Source organism: Mycobacterium neglectum, from assembly GCF_002591975.1.
GTDB lineage: Bacteria > Actinomycetota > Actinomycetes > Mycobacteriales > Mycobacteriaceae > Mycobacterium > Mycobacterium neglectum.
The window spans coordinates 14,132-33,436 of sequence record NZ_NVQE01000049.1 but is presented as its reverse complement, the minus strand read 5'-3'; the positions used below and the strand labels follow the sequence as shown (position 1 = coordinate 33,436).

Below are 19,305 nucleotides of genomic sequence, written 5' to 3'. Positions count from 1 at the left end.
AGCTGCCCGCAGGCCGGTCAGCCGTTCGTTCTAGGAAGCTGATCGGGAACGGTCCCGCGGGAGGTCGGTCGATAGTGATGTCGGCCACATCGCGCGCACGCTGTCACACTCCCGGCACTCGCGGTGTCTAGAGGACAGACCAGCTCAATGCTGAAAGGCCGCCGCCGGCGGCCGGCGGAGAGCGAGGATGATCCCGAGGAGAATGACATGACCGAACAGAAGACCCGCGTGATCGTCATCGGCGGTGGATACGCCGGCGTGCTCGCGGCCAACCACCTGAGACTGAATGAGAACGTCGACATCACGCTGGTCAATCCCCGCCAGAAGTTCGTCGAGCGGATCCGGCTGCACCAGTTGGTCACCGGCTCCGACGATGCGGTGGTCGACTATTCAGAGATCCTGGGCGACGGAATTGCACTGACCGTTGATTCGGTGACACGTATCGACGCACCGCGGCGGCGTATCGAACTCGCAGGCGGCGAAGAGTTGACCTATGACTATCTGATCTACGCCATCGGTAGTCACGGGGCGACCCCGGTTGTCCCAGGTGCTGCTGAATTCGCTTACCCGATCTCAGAACTCGAGCACGCGGAGCAGCTGAAGGCGGCCTATCACGCTGCGGGTACCGACGCGCCGATCACGGTGGTCGGCGCCGGTCCCACCGGGCTGGAAGTGGCCGCCGAGTTCGCCGAGGAAGGCCGCCGCGTCACTCTGGTCTGTGGTGGAGTGCTCGGCCCGTACCTCCACGCTCGTGGCCGCCGCGCGGCGGCAAAGAGGCTGACCCGACTCGGGGTGACCATCATCGACGGCCCGGGCTCCACCGCGGCCGAGGTGCTGCCCCGCTCGGTGATCCTGGCCGACGGACGCACGATCGCCAGCGCAGTCACGATCTGGACTGCCGGTTTCGGCGTCCCCGATCTGGCCGCCAGCAGCGGCCTGAGCACCGACGGCGCCGGTCGTCTTCTCACCGACGAGACCCTCACCAGCGTTGACGACCGCCGTATCGTTGCCGCCGGCGATGCGGCCGCACCGTCGAACCTGCCGCTGCGGATGAGTTGCCAGGCTGCGATCCCGCTGGGTGCGCAGGCCGCCAACACGGTCCTCAGCCGCATCGCGGGCACCGAACCCAAACGGCTGAACCAGGCGTTCACCGGCCAGTGCATCAGCCTCGGCCGCGACGGCGGACTCGTCCAGCTCGCGCATCTCGACGACACCGTGATCGGCCTGCACATCGGCGGCCGCACCGCGGCCAAGATCAAAGAGGCGGTCTGCAAGGGCACCGTCAGTTTCCTTGCGCGGGAGGCACGCAAACCGGGAAGCTACTTCTGGCTCAAGGGCGGTAAGCGGCAGCAGCAGTTGGCTTCAGCGGGTCAGCCGGTGCGTCCGTGACCGACGAACACGCCGAACGATTCACGCAGCTACGGCCACTGCTGTTCACGATCGCCTACGAGATCCTGGGCAGTGCAACTGAATCCGACGACGTGTTGCAGGAGAGCTACCTGCGCTGGGCCGATGTGGACCTGTCGACGGTGCAGGACACCAAGGCCTACCTCGCCCAGCTGGTCACCCGTCAGTCCCTCAACGCCCTGCGAGCGCAGTCTCGCAGGCGTGAGGACTACGTCGGTCCGTGGTTACCAGAGCCGCTGCTGCTGGAGACCGGCAACCACTCAGACGCATCGGCCGATATCGTTCTGGCAGAATCGGTTTCGATGGCGATGCTCGTCGTGCTCGAGACGCTGAGTCCGGACGAACGCGCCGTGTTCGTGCTGCGCGAGGTCTTCGGCTTCAGCCACGACGAGATCGCCTCGACGATCGGCAAACCCTCGGCCGCGGTCCGCCAGATGGCCCACCGCGCCCGCGAGCATGTTCAGTCGCGACGCAAGCGCTTCGAGCCCGTCGACCCCAAACTCTCCACCGAGATCACCGCGCGCTTCTTCACCGCTGCCTCGACCGGCGACCTCGACGGTCTGATCGAGATGTTGTCCAGCGACGTCGTGTGGACCGCCGACAGCGACGGCAAGGTCAGCGCCGCGCGCCGACCCGTCACGGGAGCCGAACGGGTGGCGAAGCTGGTTATCGGTCTCATACGCCTGGCCGGCGAATCCGGCCGGGTGGAGCCGGCGATGTACAACAACGCGCCTGCGCTGAAGCTGTACCTCGGCGACAGCTTCGAAGGCGTCATCACCGTCGAGGTCACCGACGGCCGGATCAGCCACTTCTACGCCATGCGCAACCCGGACAAGCTCACCGGCGTCGACATCCCGCGGGAGATCAGCCGGTAGCTCTCTGACACGCTTGAGGTGTGCGGATCGAGCGGCTCGGCGGGCTGGGCAGTGCCCCTGCGGTACTGCGCGCGGTCGCCGACGCGGCTCGGCGCCGCGGGCTACCGCCACCTGCCGCTCTGATCGGTGAGTGGTTCGGTTCGGATGCCGTCATCGCGCCGTCGGTGGCGGTGACGCCCGTCGGGACCTCCGAGGTGTTCGACGTGCCCCCCGGTGCGTCCGGAGATGCGGTCGGCGGCGGATGGTTTGGCTACCTGTCGTATCCCGACGCCGGGGCCGACGGCCGCGGACCACGCATACCCGAGGCTGCCGGCGGTTGGTCGGACTGCGTATTGCGTCAAGACAGCGACGGGCAGTGGTGGTACGAAAGCCTCTCCGGTGCAAAGCTTCCCGGATGGGTCTCCGAGGGGCTGCGCGAACCTGTGGCGCCCCGCGCGAGCGCGGTCACCTGGGGTGTGGCCGATCGCCAAGCGCACCACCGAGGTGTGCTGTCCTGCCTTGAGGCGATCGCAGCGGGCGAGGTCTACCAGGCCTGTGTGTGCACGCAGTTCGCCGGCCGGGTCGACGGAGCCGCCCCGGCGGCGACATCGAACACCGGGGCCGCAATGGATTTCTTCGCTGATGCGGTGGCGCGCACCTCCCCCGCCAGGGCCGCATACCTGGCCGGGGATTGGGGTGCGGTCGCATCGCTTTCGCCGGAGCTGTTCCTGCGGCGGCGCGGCGACGCTGTGGCGTCGAGTCCGATCAAGGGCACGCTGCCGCGGCACGCGGATCCGGCGGCGCTGCGGGCATCGGTCAAGGACGTCGCGGAGAACATCATGATCGTCGACCTTGTCCGCAACGATCTGGGCCGGGTCGCCGTCACCGGCAGTGTGTCGGTGCCCGAACTGCTGGTCGTGCGTCCGGCTCCGGGGGTGTGGCATCTGGTGTCGACGGTGACCGCGTGCGTCGATGTCGACCTGCCGATGGCAGCGGTGCTCGACGCGACCTTCCCACCGGCTTCGGTCACGGGGACGCCGAAGCTGCGTGCGCGCCAGCTGCTGAGAGGCTGGGAGCCACACCGGCGCGGGGTGTATTGCGGCACAGTCGGGTTGGCGTCACCGATCGCCGGATGCGAGCTGAACGTCGCGATCCGGACAGTCGAGTTCGACGGCCGCGGCAACGCGGTGCTCGGTGTGGGTGGCGGCATCACCGCTGACTCCGATCCTGATCGCGAGTGGGATGAGTGCCTGCACAAGGCCGCGCCGTTCATTGACATCGCGGGCTCAGCGACGAATCCCCGCGCACATCCGATCCCAATTGCCTGAGGCGACCTTTTCCCGATCGTCGTCATCCAGCACGTCGAGGAAGTCACGGGCAACGCCGCCGGTTGCGGACGCGAACGGATAGTCGGCGGCGAACATGATGCGTTCGGCACCAAGGACTTCCAGTGCCCAATGCAGGTAGCGGGTGCTGAAAATGCCTCCCGGAGTGACGAACACGTTGGAGCGGACGTACTCAGAAATCGGCCGCTCGAGATGGTTGATTCCGCCCATGCGGTCGATGCGGTCCAGGAAGAACAGCACCATCTCACCCCAGTGACCCATGATCACCTGCAGATTGGGGAATCGGTCGAACACCCCGGCGAGGATGAGCCGAAGTAGTTGCACGCCAGTGTCGTAGTGCCAGCCAACGCCGTGGGTCGCGAAGGCGGCGCTGACGATGTCGTCGAACCCCGAGTAGTACGCCTCACGGACTGTCGAGGGCGGCGACTGCGGGTGAAGATACAGCGGCGCCCCCAACTGCTCGGCGGCTTCGAACACCGGCCAGAAGTCGTGGTGGTCGATGGGCTTGTCCCGCACCCGACTGAACACCAGGGCGCCGTTGAACCCCAAAGTCGTTACTGCCCGGGCCAGTTCGTCTGCCGCCGCCTGGGGGTCGGGTGCGGCCAGAGTGGCGAAACCCTGCAGGCGATCGGGGTGGGCTCCTGTGGCGGCGGCCAGCTGATCGTTGCAGTCGGTCTGAAGCGCCCGCGCGTCGGCGGGGGCGAGGTTCCAGAGCCCCGGCGAGGTCAGCGAGGCGACTTGGACGTCGATGCCCGCGTCGTCCATTGCGGCCAGCCGCTGGTCGCCGATCTCGATCAGGCGCGCCCTGATGCCGGCGGTCGCGGAAATCACAGGATCCTGCCAACAAGGATCCAAGTTATTCCAAGCCTCGATGACCTCGGTAGTGACGTAATGTTCTTCTAGCCCAACGACTCTCACAGCTCCTCCTCAGGGGCTGCGTTATCCGACAGCCGCCTCTTCTACCGTGATACGCCGATTCAGAAGGCCGTGCTCGCGCAGTGGCGCGACTAACAGTCGGCGTACATCCGGCAGCGCTCGACTAGTCGTGGCACGTGTCGATTTCGATGAGAGCCTGCTTACGTCCGCTGTTCAGGCACCAGAGACGTGACAGCTGCTATCCAGTCAGCGATACCGGAGAAGACGTAGAAGCCGATCTCACCGGCGGACGTCTCGACGACCAGATGTTGCTGTCCGCCCACCACCGAACCCTTGAAGACGGTGGCCTCCCGCACGCCGATGATCGACTCGACGGGCACTTCGATCAAATGGCCGGTGAGGGTTCGGAAAACCAACCGTCGCCGGGTGAGAGCGATCAGCCCGGTGTTCTTGACCACGGGGTATCCGGCCGCCGTCGCTCCGCGGTATGAGCCCTTTTCCGGCGCACGGACAACGGACTCGCCCTCGATCTCCGCTCTCAACTGTTCGGCAACAGCGCTGCTGCGACGGCGCAGCCACACGCGGATGGGAATCCAGATCCCGACCAGCACAGCGAGGATCCCAAGGACAAGCAGGACAACGAACACCGTCGTACTCAACCCACCGGTTCCTTCACTCTCGCGATCGCAGAACCGCATCGTAGAGTTCGCGCCGCGATGGTGAGCCCGGATTCGTTGCGATCACCTGCGCACACGCATCCTTGACCCGCATGCCCTGCTCGACGAGATCCAGAACCAGAGCCACGAGAGACTCCACGTCGGCTTTCGGTGTCGCCCCGGCCAGCACGACGGTGATCTCGCCCAGCACGCCCTCTTTCGCCCATTCGGAGAGCTCGGCCAGTGAACCACGGACGATCTCCTCATGCGTCTTCGTCAGCTCCCGGCAGACGACGACCTCGCGTTCAGGGCCCAGCGCCTCGACGGCGTCCTTGAGCGTCTCGGCCAGCCGCCGGGGCGACTCGAAGAACACGCACGTGCGCGACTCCAAGGCCAGGGTGGCCAGCCACGTCATGCGTGCCGAGTGCCGTCGCGGAGCGAATCCCTCAAAGCAGAACCTCTCCGAGGGCAGTCCGGACACCGCCAGGGCCGTCGTCACCGCCGATGGGCCCGGCAAGCATGAGATCGGTAACCCGCTATCGACGCAGGCCGCCACGAGCCGATACCCGGGGTCGCTGATGAGCGGCATACCGGCATCGCTGACCAACAGGACGGTCGCTCCGGCCGCGATCTCGGCGACCAGCCCCGGGACCCGTGCCGCCTCGTTCTGGTCGTAGAGGCTGACCACCTTGCCTGCCGGCTTCACCTCGAGCGCCTGGGCCAGGGTCCGGATTCGCCGGGTGTCCTCGGCGGCGATGACGTCGGCCCTGGCCAGCGCGCTGACCAGCCGCGCCGACGCATCCGCGGGCTGGCCTAGCGGCGTGGCGCCGATAAGCAGACGGCCAGGGCTCATTTCGGCGGGCAGGAGCGGTGGGCCCCCGCACGGAGTGCAGGGGACGACCGGGGGATCGTCATCCGGACAGCCTACGATCGCTTGCGTGACCGCCCCAGCAACCGAAGCTTCGCGCGCGGTCCCGGTCATCAGCCCGGCGCCGCTGGTGCCGGTCGCCGACTTCGGCCCGGTGGACCGCCTGCAGGGCTGGGCGATGACCGCCGTGGTCACCGCATTGGCGGCGGTGACACGTTTCCTGAATCTCGGATCGCCGACCGATGCAGGCACGCCGATTTTCGACGAGAAGCATTACGCGCCGCAGGCCTGGCAGGTGCTGCACAACAACGGCGTCGAGGACAACCCCGGCTACGGGTTGGTCGTACATCCGCCGGTGGGCAAGCAGCTGATCGCCATGGGCGAGGCTTTGTTCGGCTACACCGGGCTGGGCTGGCGCTTCGCCGGCGCCGTCTGCGGCGTCATCACCGTCTTGCTCGTCGTGCGGATCGGGCGACGGATCAGCCGGTCCACCGTCGTCGGCGGAATCGCGGGGCTGCTGCTCGTCGCCGACGGCGTCAGCTTCGTCGCTGCGCGCACCGCGCTGCTCGACGGATTTCTGGTGTTCTTCGTGGTGGCGGCGTTCGGGTGTTTGATCGTGGACCGCGACCAGGTGCGCGAACGGATGCACGTCGCGTTGCTCGAGGGCCGCATCGGCGAGACGCCGTTTGGGCCGCGGCTGGGTGTGCGGTGGTGGCGGTTCGGCGCCGGGGTGCTGCTCGGATTAGCTTGTGCGACAAAGTGGTCCGGGCTGTACTTTGTGGCGTTTTTCGGTGTGATGACGCTGGCATTCGACATCGCCGCGCGCAAGCAGTATCGCGTCCCGCGGCCGTGGCTCGGCGCCTTCCGACGGGATCTGGGCCCGTCCCTGTACGCGCTCGTGCTGATTCCGTTCGGTGTCTACCTGGCCTCCTATACGCCGTGGTTCGCGTCGGAGACCGGGGTTAATCGGCACGAGGCAGGCAGAACCATCGGCGAGAACAGCATCCTGCCGGTGCCCGACGCGCTGCGCTCGTTGTGGCACTACACGTATGGGGCGTACAGGTTCCATTCCGGCCTGACCAACGCCGACGGCAACCACCACCCATGGGAGTCCAAACCGTGGACGTGGCCGATGTCTCTGCGACCTGTGCTCTATGCGATCGACAACCAGAACGTGCCGGGGTGCGGGGACCAATCCTGCGTGAAGGCCGTGATGTTGGTCGGTACGCCCGCGATGTGGTTCATCGCGGTGCCGGTGCTGGCATGGGCGTTGTGGCGAACGTTCGTCAAGCGCGATTGGCGCTACGCCGCGATCCTGGTGGGCTACAGCGCAGGATTCCTGCCGTGGTTCGCCGATATCGACCGGCAGATGTACTTCTTCTATGCGGCGACGATGGCCCCGTTCCTCGTGCTGACCATCGCGATGATCCTCGGCGACATCCTGTACAAGCCCAATCAGAACTCGGAGCGAAGAACGCTCGGGTTGATCGCGGTGAGTTGTTATATCGCGCTGGTGCTCACAAATTTCGCGTGGATGTATCCGATCCTGACGGGTATCCCGATTTCGCAGGCCACCTGGAACATGCAGATCTGGCTGCCGTCCTGGAGCTAGTGCCCCTTTGTCGGTCCTAGCCTCCATTCCGACGCCAGGGCTGTGCATGAGCGGTGCCGGAGCGGAATCCACGACCCTGGTGTCGATATGGGCGATAGCGCTGAAACTGTCAGTCCCCCCCGAAAACATCACCGGCCTGCGGAGGGCCATTCATTGGGGGGCGACCGAAGAGTTACTCAGCGTCGCGGGACACTGCACCCACCGCGCGCCTGCGCCAACAGATCTACAGCGGATCGCGGTCGGCGGGACAGGACATGCAGCGGGGTCCGCCGCGGCCGGTGCCAAGCTCTGACGCCTCGATCGACAAGACCTCGATGCCCGAATCTTCCAGCCGTGCATTGGTTTCGGCGTTGCGCTCGTATGCCACAACCACTCCCGGCGCGACAGCCAGCGTGTTGTTGCCGTCGTCCCATTGCTCGCGCTCAGCGGTGACGGGGTCCAACCCGGTGGCGATGACGCGCAGCTTCTCGATACCCATCGCATCGGCCGCTGCGGTCAGGAACGGTCGCGCGTCGTCGATCCGCACACCGCCGGATCCGTTGCGATGAATCGTGAACGCCGACAACGATTCGACGACGTTCGGATACATCACCACCGCGTCGACGTCGACCATCGTGCACACCGTGTCGAGGTGCATCTGCGCGCGCTCCTGAGCGATCGGCACGGCCAGCACGGTATGGGCCAGATCATCATCGAACAGGCTGCGCGCCAACGCCTCCGCGCCCGCAGGAGTCGTCCGCTCCCCCACTCCCACCGCGACCACTCCGGGTGCCAGGAGTAGGACGTCGCCACCTTCAACAGGTGCTGACCGCGACTCATACGCGCGCCGCACCCCCAGGAATCGCGGGTGGTGCGCGTAGATCACGTCGGTCAACGACGTCTCGCGAACGCGTGCGGGCAAGGCCAGCGACGTGATCGCCGCGCGCGGGCCGATCCAGAACGACGAGTCACGCGTGAACAGCAGATTCGGCAGCGGATCGATGACGAAATCTCCGCCGTGGTGCATCCGTCGCACCAACGACAGTTCGCCACCGCGCAGCGGCAACTCGTTGAACGTCATCCCCGCCATCAGCACCGACGCCAGTGCTGCAGCATCCAACGTGCGCAGGTACGCCGAAAGCTCCTGCGCCAACGGCAGTCCCAGCCGCCGCGGATCGACGGCAGCCGCGATGCCGTGCATACGTGCCGCACCGCTCTTTGCCAGTGCCTCGGTCAGTAGATCGGCCAGCAACAGCACCTCGACACCGTGTGACGACAGCAGCCCGGCGAACGCATCGTGTTCGCGTTGCGCCTTGGCCACCCACGGCAGCCCGTCGAACAGCAGCTTGTCGTTGTTGCGCGGTGTCAGCCGCTGGAGCTCGGCGCCAGGCCGGTGCAGGATGACGGCGCGCAGCCGGCCGACCTCGGAATCACAGCCCAACGTCACATCTAGCACCGTAACGTGCAGAACGCAGGCAGCGACCTCAACTAAAGTTGAGGTCATGGAGTTGATTCACGAACTCACGCCCTCCGAGATGTCCGTCCGAAGCGGCGTCGCCGTCTCGGCATTGCACTTCTACGAACGCGAAGGGCTCATCACCAGCAAGCGCACCGGCGGCAATCAACGGCGATACGCCCGCGAAACCCTGCGCCGCGTCGCGTTCATCCGGATGAGCCAACGACTCGGCATTCCGCTCGCGCGGATCCGCGAAGCACTGGCCACCCTGCCGACGGACCGCGTCCCGACGAGCAAGGACTGGGCCCGGCTCTCGGCCGGCTGGCGCCAGGATCTCGACGACCGCATCCTGCACCTGCAGCGGTTGCGCGACAACCTCACCGGCTGCATCGGGTGCGGCTGCCTGAGCCTGAAGACCTGCATACTGTCCAACCCCGGCGACGTGCTGGCCCAGGAGGGGCCGGGCGCCGTGCGCCTCTGATGGTTCGAACGTCTGTGCGATAGACTCGCAGCCATGGAGCTGGCTCTGCAGAGCTCGCTGTTCGAGCATGCCGAACGACGCCATCTGGGCAATGGCGCGTGGATCGACTACCGGTCCGGATGGCTCGAGGACGAGGCCGAGTTGTTCGCGCAGTTGCACGACGACATCCCGTGGCGCGCCGAACGGCGGCAGATGTACGACCGCGTGCTCGATGTACCGCGGCTGGTGAGTTTTCACGATCTCGTGGACGAACCGCCCCCGCATCCGCGACTCAAGCAGATCCGCCGCCGCCTCAACGACCTTTACGCGGGCGAACTCGGCGAACCCTTCACCACCGCAGGGTTGTGCCTCTACCGCGACGGCAACGACAGCGTGGCCTGGCACGGTGACACCATCGGCCGCAGCAGCACCGAGGACACCATGGTGGCCATCGTCAGCCTCGGCGCCACAAGGGTCTTCGCGCTACGACCGCGTGGCGGCGGCAAGTCACTACGAATGGCGCACCGCCACGGCGACCTACTGGTGATGGGCGGGTCGTGCCAGCGCACCTGGGAGCACGCGATACCGAAAACTGCGCGGCCGACCGGCCCGCGGATCAGCATTCAGTTCCGTCCGCACGACGTCCGCTAACCCCTTACCGCGGCGACGGCTGAGGTGAGAAGGTCGCGGGCGCGCTGCGTGTCGACCGGCGCGACGGGCGTGTCGGGCAACACCAATGGGTTCGCGGTGACGATCACAAAAAACGGCCCGAAGCCCGCGATGTAGTTATAGGCCTCACCCGTGCTCGGCTTGCCGTCGACGACGGTGTGCAGCACACGGCGGGTGCCCATTGTCTCGGCGCCGTCGATCTGTGGCACCTCCACTTCCTCGACAAGACCGCGCACGCCGCCACCGGCGAACCCGACGCGCCGGCAGTTGTCGGCGGGCCGGTTGACCGGAACCGGCTCGGAGGTTTCCACCGCGATGACGATGAACCGATTGCCATCGCCTTCTGCGGTGGTGGCCGCCATGTTGCCCTTCACCCCGGGCGGCAGCACCTGCGCGGTGGCGAACGATCCGCAATCGGCCGGATCGAACTTCATACCTTCGGGCAGCGCCTGCGGTTCGAGCAGTCGCGGGTCGATCCCCGTCGGCCCGAACTCGCTCGCCTTGAACTGCGGACCGAAGCTCGACCGCACGTCCTTGATACGGGCGATGTCGGCGTCCGGAAAATCGGCCGACTCGGAAGTCCCACACCCGGCCAGTACGCCGGCACAAACCAGGGCCAACTGGCTGCCGAGCTTTGCGCTCTTTGACATCGCCGCACAGGCTACCCCGGCGACCCGGGGTCAACCCCGCAACGCCGCCACCGTTTTCACCATCAATGCTGCTGTGAAATCCGCGCCCAGTTGCGGATGTGGCGATCCGGGATCGGTCACCACCGTGACGAACGCGACGTGGCCGTCCAGGTAGGCGGTGACGGTATCGGCGTGCGAATGGGTTTCGGTACCGCCCTCGACGACGGTCGTCGTCACGGTGGCCATCGCGACGGTTTCGGCATTCTCGATTGCCGGCGCGGCCGTGAGACTGACGGTGCCGCTGGCTTGCCCGGCCGACAACTCCCACTGCCCGCATTCAGCGGTCACCGCCGGATCGAGGCCCGCCGCCGATTCCGCCACGACTGCGTAGACGATGCCGCCGGTTCCGGATCCCGACCAGCCGTTCGTCGAGGCGGGATCCACGACGGGATCAGCCAGCAGACCGCACTGCGGCGGTTCGGCCGACCACTGCGCGCCGAATCCCCACAACGCGGTCGGCCGGACCGGACCCGTCAGGTCGGCGACCTCGTATCCGTCCGGCAGGTCATGACGCACACGATCGATCCTGGCGGGATTCACCGGTGCCGACGCGTCCGTGGTCGGCGCGCTCGTCGCAGGCGGCGGGTCGTCAGACGAGCCACAGGCCGCAGCGAGGAGAACCACCGCCGCCGCACACATCGCTTGTACGTGGCATCGATGCCTCAGAGAACCCTTAGAGCTATCCATGCAACGAAATGTGTCCGTCCGCCGATGCGTAAGTACCAGGCAAATTAAAGAACGGAGGCCCTCATGCGCAAAGGATGGGGTCTACTAGCAACGATAGCGTTGACAGGTGTCGCTCTCGCCCCGGCGGGCGTGGCGACGGCGCAGCCCGCCAGTGGAGGCAACGCCTATCAGACGATCGGCCAGTTGGAATCCGTCGGATACAACGTCGTCATCGATCGGGTGGGCAACGCACCCATCGGCGAGTGCTTCGTGACCAACGTGCGAAACCCGCAAGAGGTCACCCAGACGTTCCCGGTCCGTAACGGCGGTAAGGGCGATAGGGGCGATAAAGGCGGATACGACCGCGACTACGTCACCGTCGTCGTGAGTCGGTCGATCACCGTATCGCTGAACTGCGACGTCTGATCCGACCGTCAGGCTGCTGCCTCGCGGTCCGCACGGCGTTCCGGCTTCGTCGAGACGGGATTCGGCTCGTCGGTTGTGGTTTGGCCACCGGTGGGCTGTGTCGCCGACGACGGCTTGACCTCGCGCTGCGGACCGAATCTGATCTTGGGCGGGCGGATTGAGTTCAGAGCATCGCGGAGCTTGCCGAGCGGAGTGACCGGCTTCCTGCTGACAGGTGGCGCGGTCACCTCGGGGTTCTCGGTCTCCCCAATCTCGATGACCTCGCCCTCGACGCCCTCTTCCTCGACGCCCCCATCCTGGATGACTTCTTCCTTGACAAGGCTCCCCTCCGGGACGACCTCTTCGGGGGTTTTTTTCTCGGTGGGATCGTCGCCAACACGCGACGTCATCAATCCCGCGTTCTGCTCGGCCGCTCGCGGTTCGGGTAGCTCAGGTCCGCCGACACCGAAGGGACTGGTGACCTTTTCGGTGCCCAGTGGGCGATTGGCCGGGTTTCCGCTCGCCTCGGCGATCGCGTCGTCGATGCCAACCGGGATCGCCCTGATGATGTTCACGATGGCCTGCACCGGATTCCGGAACGGCAGGAGCCCCACCTTGGTGGCGACGCCCGGGTTGACGTCCCGTGCGTAGCCGGCTTCGATCGCGGCCTTCAACGGTGCCTCGAGCAGGGTGAGGATCGGTGACGGCACGAAGGACTCGAACGGCATCAGAATCGGCAGACGCCGCGCGGGGAGGATGTAGTAGTCGGTGTCGCCCTGGGAGCCCTGATATTCGGCGTCCGCGAAACTCGCGTCCTGAAGGTCGCCGTGTAGGTAGTAGTACCCGAGCGCGGCGTTCGCGACAGCCAACACGTTCGTGATGCTGGCCGGCGCATCGCCTCCGAGACCATCGTATTGCGCTGCGAAGTCCGCGGTTTCGTAGCATTCACCCGTCTCGCAACTGTTCGTCGGGGTGGCTCCGTGGAAGGTGATCCCGATGATCGGGATGGTGAGGCCCTCGGGCCCCCGCGCCAGGACACCGCCGTTGGGGCGCATCGGATTGGCGAGCAGGAAGAACGACACGTCGGTGCCAGGCGCGGGGCGGTTCGCGATCAGATCCTTCTTCACCAGCGAGGCCACGACTGCGCTCTGCGAGTAGCCGAACGTGACGAAGTCGGGACCGGGCGGAATCGCCGGGTTCGGGTTCGCCGGGTCGTCGGCCTCTTCATTGAACGAGCACGCCGTTCCGCGCACGCAACCGTTGAGGTTCCCGCGGCCGGCCGCGACTGACGAGTCGAAGGTCTGCGAGCCGAACACGGGGAAGAACTGCGCGGGATAGGTGACCGCGTAGACCCGGTCACCGGCGTTCACCCCGTCGATGGGGCCGGCTTCACTGGGCGAGTCCGCCGCCGGGTTGATGAAGAGCGTGACCGCGTTGTCCAGATACGACTCGATGTAGTTGGGGTCGTCACCGCCCGCGCTCAGCGGATGGTCGGTACCGCCCATGATGAGCGCGGTCGCCGTCAGCTGAACAACTGTCGCCGCAGTCCATGTAACTACCAGCCCGACGACGCTCAGCAACGCCAGGCCCACCACACCCAGCGAACGAATCATCCCCCGCATTTTCAAACCCCTCGTCCTCGATACATCGGCCCGAGTTCGCAGCACGCATGTATCTTGCCCCAATAATTCACCACGGGCCAGCAAATGTTTTGCCACTGTATAGCAAAATCCAGGCGTAGCGCCATCGGGGGGCCGACCGTAGGCTACGGCGAGATTCCGAATCGAGGAGACCGTATGAGGATGTCAGTGAGGGCCGGCGTCATCGCCGTCTCGGCCATCGCATTGGGCCTGAGCTTGGCCGGTTGCGGATCGGACACCAAGTCCGACCCAACCACGTCGGAAGCCACCTCCAGCGAGGCGCCAGCCAGCACAACCACCACGACCAGCGCCGCCGAGGCCACCACGTCGGCGCAGGCCACGGGACCGAACTACACGATCGTCGACTACATCAAGGACAACGGTATCGTCGAGGCGCCGGTCAAACGCGGAGATCCCGGTGCCCCCACCTTCGACCTACCCACCCCGCCCGGGTGGGAGGACGCAGGGCCTCGTACCCCCGAATGGGCTTACGGCGCAATCATTTCCACCGACCCTGCGTTCGAAGCAGATCCGCCCTCGATCATCGCGCTGGTCTCCAAGCTGACCGGCAACGTCGATCCAGCCAAAATCCTCGAGTTCGCGCCCGGCGAGATCAGGAACATGCCCGGCTTCGAGGGCGCTGAGGAGGGAACCGCTGACGAGCTCAGCGGCTTCGATGCCATGCAGATCGGTGGCACCTACAAAAAGGACGGCGTTGCACGTGCCATTGCACAGAAGACCGTCGTGGTTCCGGGCCAAGACGGGCTCTACGTCCTTCAGCTCAACGCGGACGGTCTCGAAGATCAGATCGGTGCCCTGATGGATGCGACCTCGGCCATCGACGAACAGACCACCATCACTCCCTAGCGGACTCGGCGCAAGCGATGACGACAGCGCAATCGCCCCTCCCCGACGAGCCGCCGCAACCGGCACGCGGCCTCAGGCACGTGACACCGCGGATGCCGCCGCGACCTGTTCGGCGGACGGCCGCACACCGGTGTAACGCTCGAATTGTTCGGCGGCCTGCAGGGCGATCACCTCGGCTCCGGTGATGACGGGTATGCCCGCAGCGCGAGCCGCTCTGATCAACGGCGTCTCGGAGGGTAACGCCACCACGTCGAATACGGTGTGCGCCGCACCGATTGTGTTCTCATCGAAGGCGACGTCACTCTCTTCGGGGCCGCCCGCCATCCCGACCGGCGTGACGTTGACAATCACGTCGGCGACGCGACTGCCCACCTCGGCGGCGTAGGAGTAGCCGAGCCGATCGGCGAGTGCACGCCCAGTTTCGGAATTGCGGGCTATCACCGTCCCCTGCTGAAATCCGTTGTCCCGGAACGCGGCCGCGACCGCGCTCGCCATCCCGCCGCTGCCCCGCAAGAGCACCGACTGCGACGGCTGCAGGCCGTGTTCGGCAATGAGCCGCTGAACGGCGATGTAATCGGTGTTCGACGCGATGAGATGGCCGTCATCGTTGACGATCGTGTTGACCGCGTCGATGGATTTCGCGGACTGCTCGACCTCGTCGACCAGATCGATGACGTCCTGTTTGAACGGCATCGACACCGAGCAGCCGCGGATACCGAGCGCACGAACACCGCCGACCGCGGCGGCGATATCTGTTGTCGTGAACGCCTTGTAGATGAAGTCGAGGCCCAGTAGGTCGTACAGGTAATTGTGGAATCGAGTGCCGATATTGCTCGGACGGCCGGCCAGCGAAATGCAAAGGCGGGTGTCCTTATTCAATGTCGGCCTCCGGCCTCCGGCCTTCACTGCCTCATGCATCAGCCGACCGCCTTGATGACCTGGGACGTCACATCGCGCATATTCTTGACCAGCGACGTCGGCAGGTGCAGAGAGCGGGGGTTGGGGACATCGACGACGGTGGTGACGACCCCGAGGTCGTCGCGGTGCCAGTCGGCGTCGAAGCGATCCAGGATTGCCCGCATGGGGTGGTTCTCACTCAATACCCTCGCCGTGAAGCGTTCCACACCAACATAATCGGCGGTGACTACGAGCGCTCCCATCAGAAATGAACCGATGCCCCGACCCTGGTAGTCGTCGCCGACGATGAACGCCACTTCGGCGGCGGCCAGGTCATCCTCGTCACGCACGAAGCGTGCGTCGGCCACTACCGGCCCTTCGGGTCCCTCGGTCATCACCCAGACGAAATGGTGGACGTAGTCCACCTCGAACAGGTAGGTCATCAAGGACTTCGTCGGCGTTCGCGGCGACTGGAATCGGCGGTAGAGCGTCTCGCTGGAGAATTCGACGGGTCCGTTCGTGGTGCGCTCGCTGTCGCCCGGCAGCACCGGGCGCAGGTAGAAGACGGACCCGTCGCGCAGCTTCACCGGAATCGGCGTGATGAACGCGGCGAGCCGCTGCCGGGCCGTGCGCACCAGCTTGTCCACCATGCCCGGGATCTCGAGCATGGTGGCGAACGCTTCTCGATCGCCGACCCATCCCGTGAGCCGGTCGATCGCCACCACCGTCGCACTGCGCGGCGCGTCGCGCAGCAACGCGATCTCGCCGACGATGAGGCCTGGCTGGAGTTCTGCGACGGTGTCGTGCCCGTCATCGGAGGCATGGGTGACTTCGGCGCGGCCGGACCCGATCAGCAAAAACGAAACCGCGAGCTCGCCCTGATGCATCAGCACCTGACCCGGCGCCGCGACCAACGGCTGCAACTGCGCCGCGAGTGGTGCCAGGTCCTCGGTTGGACAACCGGCGAAGGCTCCAAGTTCGGCGAGTTCGTCGGCTCGGACGACAGTCGGGCCGGCCACGTCACGAGGCTACGGCGTGCCCGACTAGGGGAGCAAGGAACGCGGCCGCAACCGGTAAGGCACTATTCGAGGATGAGCGACGCTCAATTCAGCACCCACGCCCAGCTGTTCGATCTGACCGGGAAGCGTGCCCTGGTCACCGGCGGTACGCGAGGCATCGGTTTGATGATGGCCCGCGGATTGGTGCAGGCCGGCGCCCGTGTGGTGATCAGCTCCCGCAAGGCCGATGCGTGCGAACAAGCCTGCGAGCAGCTGTCGCCTTTCGGCGAAGTACAGGCAATCCCGGCCGATCTGTCTCGACACGACGAATGCCTGCGCCTGGCCGAGCAGGTCACCGCCGAGGGTGAGCCCCTGGGAATCCTGGTCAACAATGCGGGCGCCACCTGGGGTGAGCCATTGGAAAGCTTCCCGGACTCCGCCTGGGACAAGGTCCTCGATCTCAACGTCAAGTCGCCGTTCTGGATGGTCCAGGCGCTGCTGCCAGCGCTTCGCGCAACCGGGACCGCAGACGACCCGTCGCGCATCATCAACGTCGGAAGCATCGACGGTATTCGCCCGAGCCGGCTTCCGGTGTACTCCTATGTCAGCAGCAAGGCGGCGCTGCACAATCTGACACGAATGCTCGCATATGAACTCGGGCCGCAGCACATCACCGTAAATGCCGTCGCACCAGGGCCTTTCCAGTCCAAGATGATGGCAGCGACGCTCGAATCGTTCGGTGACTCGATCGCGGCATCGGCTCCGCTTCGCCGGATCGGTCGCGACGATGACATGGCCGGCATCGCGGTGTTCCTGGCCAGCCGCGCGGGTGCCTACCTCACCGGCGCCGTCATTCCCGTCGACGGCGGACTCGCGACGACCGCCAGCGGCTGACGTGGCGGCCAAAGAGCAGCGTGACGGCGTCGACCTCACCAATCTCGACGAGCCGCTGACCGCAGATGCCGGCGCCACCAAACGTGACCTCGTCGACTACCTCGAAGCGGTCGCCGATCGGATGTTGCCAGGCCTGATCGATCGGCCCCTGACCGTTTTGCGGGTCTTACGCGGACGCGAACCGTTCATGCAGAAGAACGTGCCCAAGTACACCCCCGACTGGGTGCGCACGGTGCCGATGTGGGCGGAGGCCTCGCACCGCGAGGTCCACTATGCGCTCTGCAATGACTGGCGCACGCTGCTGTGGCTGGCCAACCAGCGGGCCGTCGAATACCACCCCACGCTCGGACTGGCCGACAATATCTACCGCCCAACACATCTCGTGCTCGACCTCGACCCGCCGGACGATGACTTCTTGAAAGTGGTGGCCGTCGCGCACCTGGTGCATCAAGCCCTGACGGACAGCGGGTTGGACGGCGTGGTGAAGACGAGCGGCGCCAAGGGGGTGCACGTCTTCGTCCCGATCGATGACGCGGCTGCGGTCGACGACGTGGCCGCGGCGACCCGCGCACTGGCCGCCCGCGCGGAGGCTCTCGACCCCGACATTTCGACGACGGCGTTCATCGTCTCCGACCGCGGCGGCAAGGTTTTCGTCGACGCCACCCGCGCGGGCGGGGCCACCGTCGCGGCGGCGTACACCCCTCGGCTGCGCCCGGGCACTCCGGTGTCGTTTCCACTGGAGTGGTCCGAGCTGGACTCGATCACCCCCGCCGACTTCACGGTCCACACGGCGATCGACGCGCTCGAGGGACGGCCGAGCTGGACGGAGTCGATGCCGTCGGCCCAGACGCTGCCCACCGACCTGATCGAACACGGCCGCACCATCCCTGTCGCCCGCGTGGCGGCAATGCACGAAGGTAAGCGCCGGGCAAAGGAACGGCGTGAATCCGATTAAGCGGCAAAGGATTCCACGTCGTCCGCACGATATCGACGTGGCCACGTTCCGTGCGCTGACCGCACGCGACGACGCCACCGCCGTGCACGTGCGCGATGTCGACCATGGCACGGCCACCCGGGCGCGACTCGACATCACCGGCGCGCCAGACCTGCCCGCCACAGCGTTCGTCAAACTCGCCCCCACCCGGCCCGCCGAACGCTTCTTCAACCGGTTCATGGCCCTCGCGCACAACGAAGCCGAGGCCTACCGTCGGCTTCACCCCGAACTGTCCGAGGTGATGCCCGCACTGTACGGCGCGGCCTCCGACGGGCACGGCCACGCCGTGGTGATCATCGAGGATCTCTCGGTCCGCGACGCCGCCTTCCCACCGCTGGCGACCGGGGCGACCGCCGAACAGGCGCTCGCCGTCGCCGCCGCACTCGCGACCGTGCACCAGAAGTTCTGGGAGTCACCACGATTCGATGCTGACCTCGCGTACCTAAGTCCGACCCACTCCCGCAACACCCGACTCGGCCCGCACTCGTGGCATCTGCTCCACACCATCCCGAAGGACTTCAACGACATCGCGCCGCCGGAGATTCGCACGGAGGCGAAGATGCTCATCAAGCACCGTTGGGCGATCGCAGCCCTCATGCGCACCTATCCGCACACGCTCATCCACGGCGATACCCACCTGGGCAACATCTGTTTCGTCGGCGATCGGCCCGTGTTGTTCGACTGGCAGGTCACCTCCTGTGGGCCGGCCGTGAAGGACCTCGCCTATTTCGCCGCCACGTCCATCGACTCCGATACCCGTCGCGCCATCGACACCGATCTGGTGCGCACCTACGTCGAGAAGTTGAACGCCGACGGCACTACGCGGCTGACCTTCGACGACGCGTGGGACTCATACCAACTCTTCGCCTTCACCGCGTACATCGCTGCGGGCGTCACCGCGGCATTCGGCCGGCGCCTTCAGGGCGAGGCACCGACGCGGGCCGGGCTCGATCGGGCTGTGCAGGCGGTCCGCGACTTCGATTCGCTCGCTCTATTGCGCGCTCAACTGCGGCGCGGCGCGGGGTGACTCGTCGTACATGGCGACTAGCGAGGAGCCAGGTAGGCTCAGTCC

At 66.1% G+C, this 19,305-nt stretch carries 20 protein-coding genes; 11 read left to right on the top strand and 9 right to left on the bottom strand.

Going from position 1 to position 19,305, the window contains the following annotated elements; genetic code table 11:
• Window positions 1–207: 207 nt before the first annotated feature.
• The 3 genes from CSQ99_RS26430 to CSQ99_RS26420 are packed head-to-tail and all read left to right on the top strand — an operon-like array spanning window position 208 to window position 3,589.
• Window positions 208–1,389: an NAD(P)/FAD-dependent oxidoreductase gene (locus CSQ99_RS26430; RefSeq protein WP_099041975.1), complete on the top strand. Its 1,182-nt coding sequence runs from the start codon at window positions 208–210 to the stop codon at window positions 1,387–1,389.
• Window positions 1,386–2,282 carry an RNA polymerase sigma-70 factor gene (locus CSQ99_RS26425; RefSeq protein ID WP_099041965.1) on the top strand — a complete coding sequence of 299 codons (897 nt, stop codon included), beginning with the start codon at window positions 1,386–1,388 and terminating at the stop codon, window positions 2,280–2,282. Before CSQ99_RS26430 ends, CSQ99_RS26425 begins: the two co-directional genes overlap by 4 nt.
• Before the next feature lie 20 nt (window positions 2,283–2,302).
• On the top strand, window positions 2,303–3,589 hold the full coding sequence (locus tag CSQ99_RS26420) for an aminodeoxychorismate synthase component I (RefSeq protein WP_099041964.1): 1,287 nt from the start codon (window positions 2,303–2,305) through the stop codon (window positions 3,587–3,589).
• Here CSQ99_RS26420 and CSQ99_RS26415 read toward each other — a convergent pair.
• From CSQ99_RS26415 to rsmI, 3 genes are all read right to left on the bottom strand, one after another.
• A complete protein-coding gene (locus CSQ99_RS26415) occupies window positions 3,548–4,438 on the bottom strand; it encodes an amidohydrolase family protein (protein WP_245909105.1) in 891 nt (296 codons plus the stop codon). The two genes, CSQ99_RS26420 and CSQ99_RS26415, sit on opposite strands and share 42 nt — an antisense overlap.
• Window positions 4,439–4,683: 245 nt before the next feature.
• Window positions 4,684–5,142 (bottom strand): hypothetical protein, encoded by a 459-nt coding sequence (locus tag CSQ99_RS26410; protein WP_099041973.1) that lies wholly within the window; start codon window positions 5,140–5,142, stop codon window positions 4,684–4,686.
• A gap of 13 nt (window positions 5,143–5,155) precedes the next feature.
• On the bottom strand, window positions 5,156–5,992 hold the full coding sequence (gene rsmI, locus CSQ99_RS26405; protein ID WP_099041963.1) for a 16S rRNA (cytidine(1402)-2'-O)-methyltransferase: 837 nt from the start codon (window positions 5,990–5,992) through the stop codon (window positions 5,156–5,158).
• Window positions 5,993–6,077: 85 nt separating this feature from the next.
• Between rsmI and CSQ99_RS26400 the strand changes: the two genes are divergently transcribed.
• Entirely contained in the window at window positions 6,078–7,619 is a 1,542-nt protein-coding gene (locus tag CSQ99_RS26400) for a dolichyl-phosphate-mannose--protein mannosyltransferase (protein WP_099041962.1), read from the top strand.
• A gap of 223 nt (window positions 7,620–7,842) precedes the next feature.
• On the opposite strand, the gene arcA is transcribed toward CSQ99_RS26400, so the two are convergent.
• Window positions 7,843–9,102 (bottom strand): arginine deiminase, encoded by a 1,260-nt coding sequence (arcA, locus tag CSQ99_RS26395; RefSeq protein WP_176561229.1) that lies wholly within the window; start codon window positions 9,100–9,102, stop codon window positions 7,843–7,845.
• Here arcA and soxR point away from each other — a divergent pair.
• On the top strand, window positions 9,101–9,535 hold the full coding sequence (gene soxR / locus CSQ99_RS26390; protein ID WP_099041960.1) for a redox-sensitive transcriptional activator SoxR: 435 nt from the start codon (window positions 9,101–9,103) through the stop codon (window positions 9,533–9,535). The genes arcA and soxR overlap by 2 nt on opposite strands.
• A 33-nt stretch (window positions 9,536–9,568) precedes the next feature.
• Entirely contained in the window at window positions 9,569–10,165 is a 597-nt protein-coding gene (locus CSQ99_RS26385; RefSeq protein WP_099041959.1) for an alpha-ketoglutarate-dependent dioxygenase AlkB family protein, read from the top strand.
• Here CSQ99_RS26385 and CSQ99_RS26380 read toward each other — a convergent pair.
• Window positions 10,162–10,833, bottom strand: a complete 672-nt coding sequence (locus tag CSQ99_RS26380) for a DUF5642 family protein (RefSeq protein WP_099041958.1) — start codon at window positions 10,831–10,833, stop codon at window positions 10,162–10,164. The genes CSQ99_RS26385 and CSQ99_RS26380 overlap by 4 nt on opposite strands.
• Window positions 10,834–10,863: 30 nt before the next feature.
• On the bottom strand, window positions 10,864–11,511 hold the full coding sequence (locus CSQ99_RS26375; protein WP_176561231.1) for a DUF5642 family protein: 648 nt from the start codon (window positions 11,509–11,511) through the stop codon (window positions 10,864–10,866).
• Window positions 11,512–11,622: 111 nt separating this feature from the next.
• On the opposite strand from CSQ99_RS26375, the gene CSQ99_RS26370 reads away from it, so the two are divergent.
• Window positions 11,623–11,964 (top strand): hypothetical protein, encoded by a 342-nt coding sequence (locus CSQ99_RS26370; RefSeq protein ID WP_099041957.1) that lies wholly within the window; start codon window positions 11,623–11,625, stop codon window positions 11,962–11,964.
• Between the two features lie 8 nt (window positions 11,965–11,972).
• On the opposite strand, the gene CSQ99_RS26365 is transcribed toward CSQ99_RS26370, so the two are convergent.
• Window positions 11,973–13,556: a PE-PPE domain-containing protein gene (locus CSQ99_RS26365; RefSeq protein ID WP_245909104.1), complete on the bottom strand. Its 1,584-nt coding sequence runs from the start codon at window positions 13,554–13,556 to the stop codon at window positions 11,973–11,975.
• 183 nt (window positions 13,557–13,739) lie between these two features.
• Here CSQ99_RS26365 and lpqN point away from each other — a divergent pair, with 183 nt between their 5' ends.
• Complete coding sequence (gene lpqN / locus CSQ99_RS26360) at window positions 13,740–14,450, top strand: envelope biogenesis lipoprotein LpqN (RefSeq protein WP_099041955.1); 711 nt, start codon at window positions 13,740–13,742, stop codon at window positions 14,448–14,450.
• 72 nt (window positions 14,451–14,522) lie between these two features.
• Here lpqN and CSQ99_RS26355 read toward each other — a convergent pair whose 3' ends face one another.
• Together CSQ99_RS26355 and CSQ99_RS26350 are read right to left on the bottom strand one after the other, a co-directional pair.
• Entirely contained in the window at window positions 14,523–15,368 is an 846-nt protein-coding gene (locus CSQ99_RS26355) for a shikimate 5-dehydrogenase (RefSeq protein WP_099041954.1), read from the bottom strand.
• Entirely contained in the window at window positions 15,368–16,366 is a 999-nt protein-coding gene (locus CSQ99_RS26350) for a GNAT family N-acetyltransferase (protein WP_099041953.1), read from the bottom strand. The genes CSQ99_RS26355 and CSQ99_RS26350 overlap by 1 nt, the downstream gene beginning before the upstream one ends.
• A 72-nt stretch (window positions 16,367–16,438) precedes the next feature.
• Between CSQ99_RS26350 and CSQ99_RS26345 the strand changes: the two genes are divergently transcribed.
• From CSQ99_RS26345 to CSQ99_RS26335, 3 genes are read left to right on the top strand one after another with little or no spacing between them, the layout of a single operon-like run.
• A complete protein-coding gene (locus CSQ99_RS26345) occupies window positions 16,439–17,239 on the top strand; it encodes an SDR family oxidoreductase (protein WP_099041952.1) in 801 nt (266 codons plus the stop codon).
• Window position 17,240: 1 nt separating this feature from the next.
• The gene (locus CSQ99_RS26340; RefSeq protein ID WP_099041951.1) at window positions 17,241–18,194 is read left to right on the top strand and encodes a DNA polymerase domain-containing protein; all 954 of its coding nucleotides are present in this window, start codon (window positions 17,241–17,243) and stop codon (window positions 18,192–18,194) included.
• Window positions 18,195–18,231: 37 nt separating this feature from the next.
• A complete protein-coding gene (locus CSQ99_RS26335) occupies window positions 18,232–19,260 on the top strand; it encodes a phosphotransferase (protein WP_245909103.1) in 1,029 nt (342 codons plus the stop codon).
• Window positions 19,261–19,305: the final 45 nt, after the last annotated feature.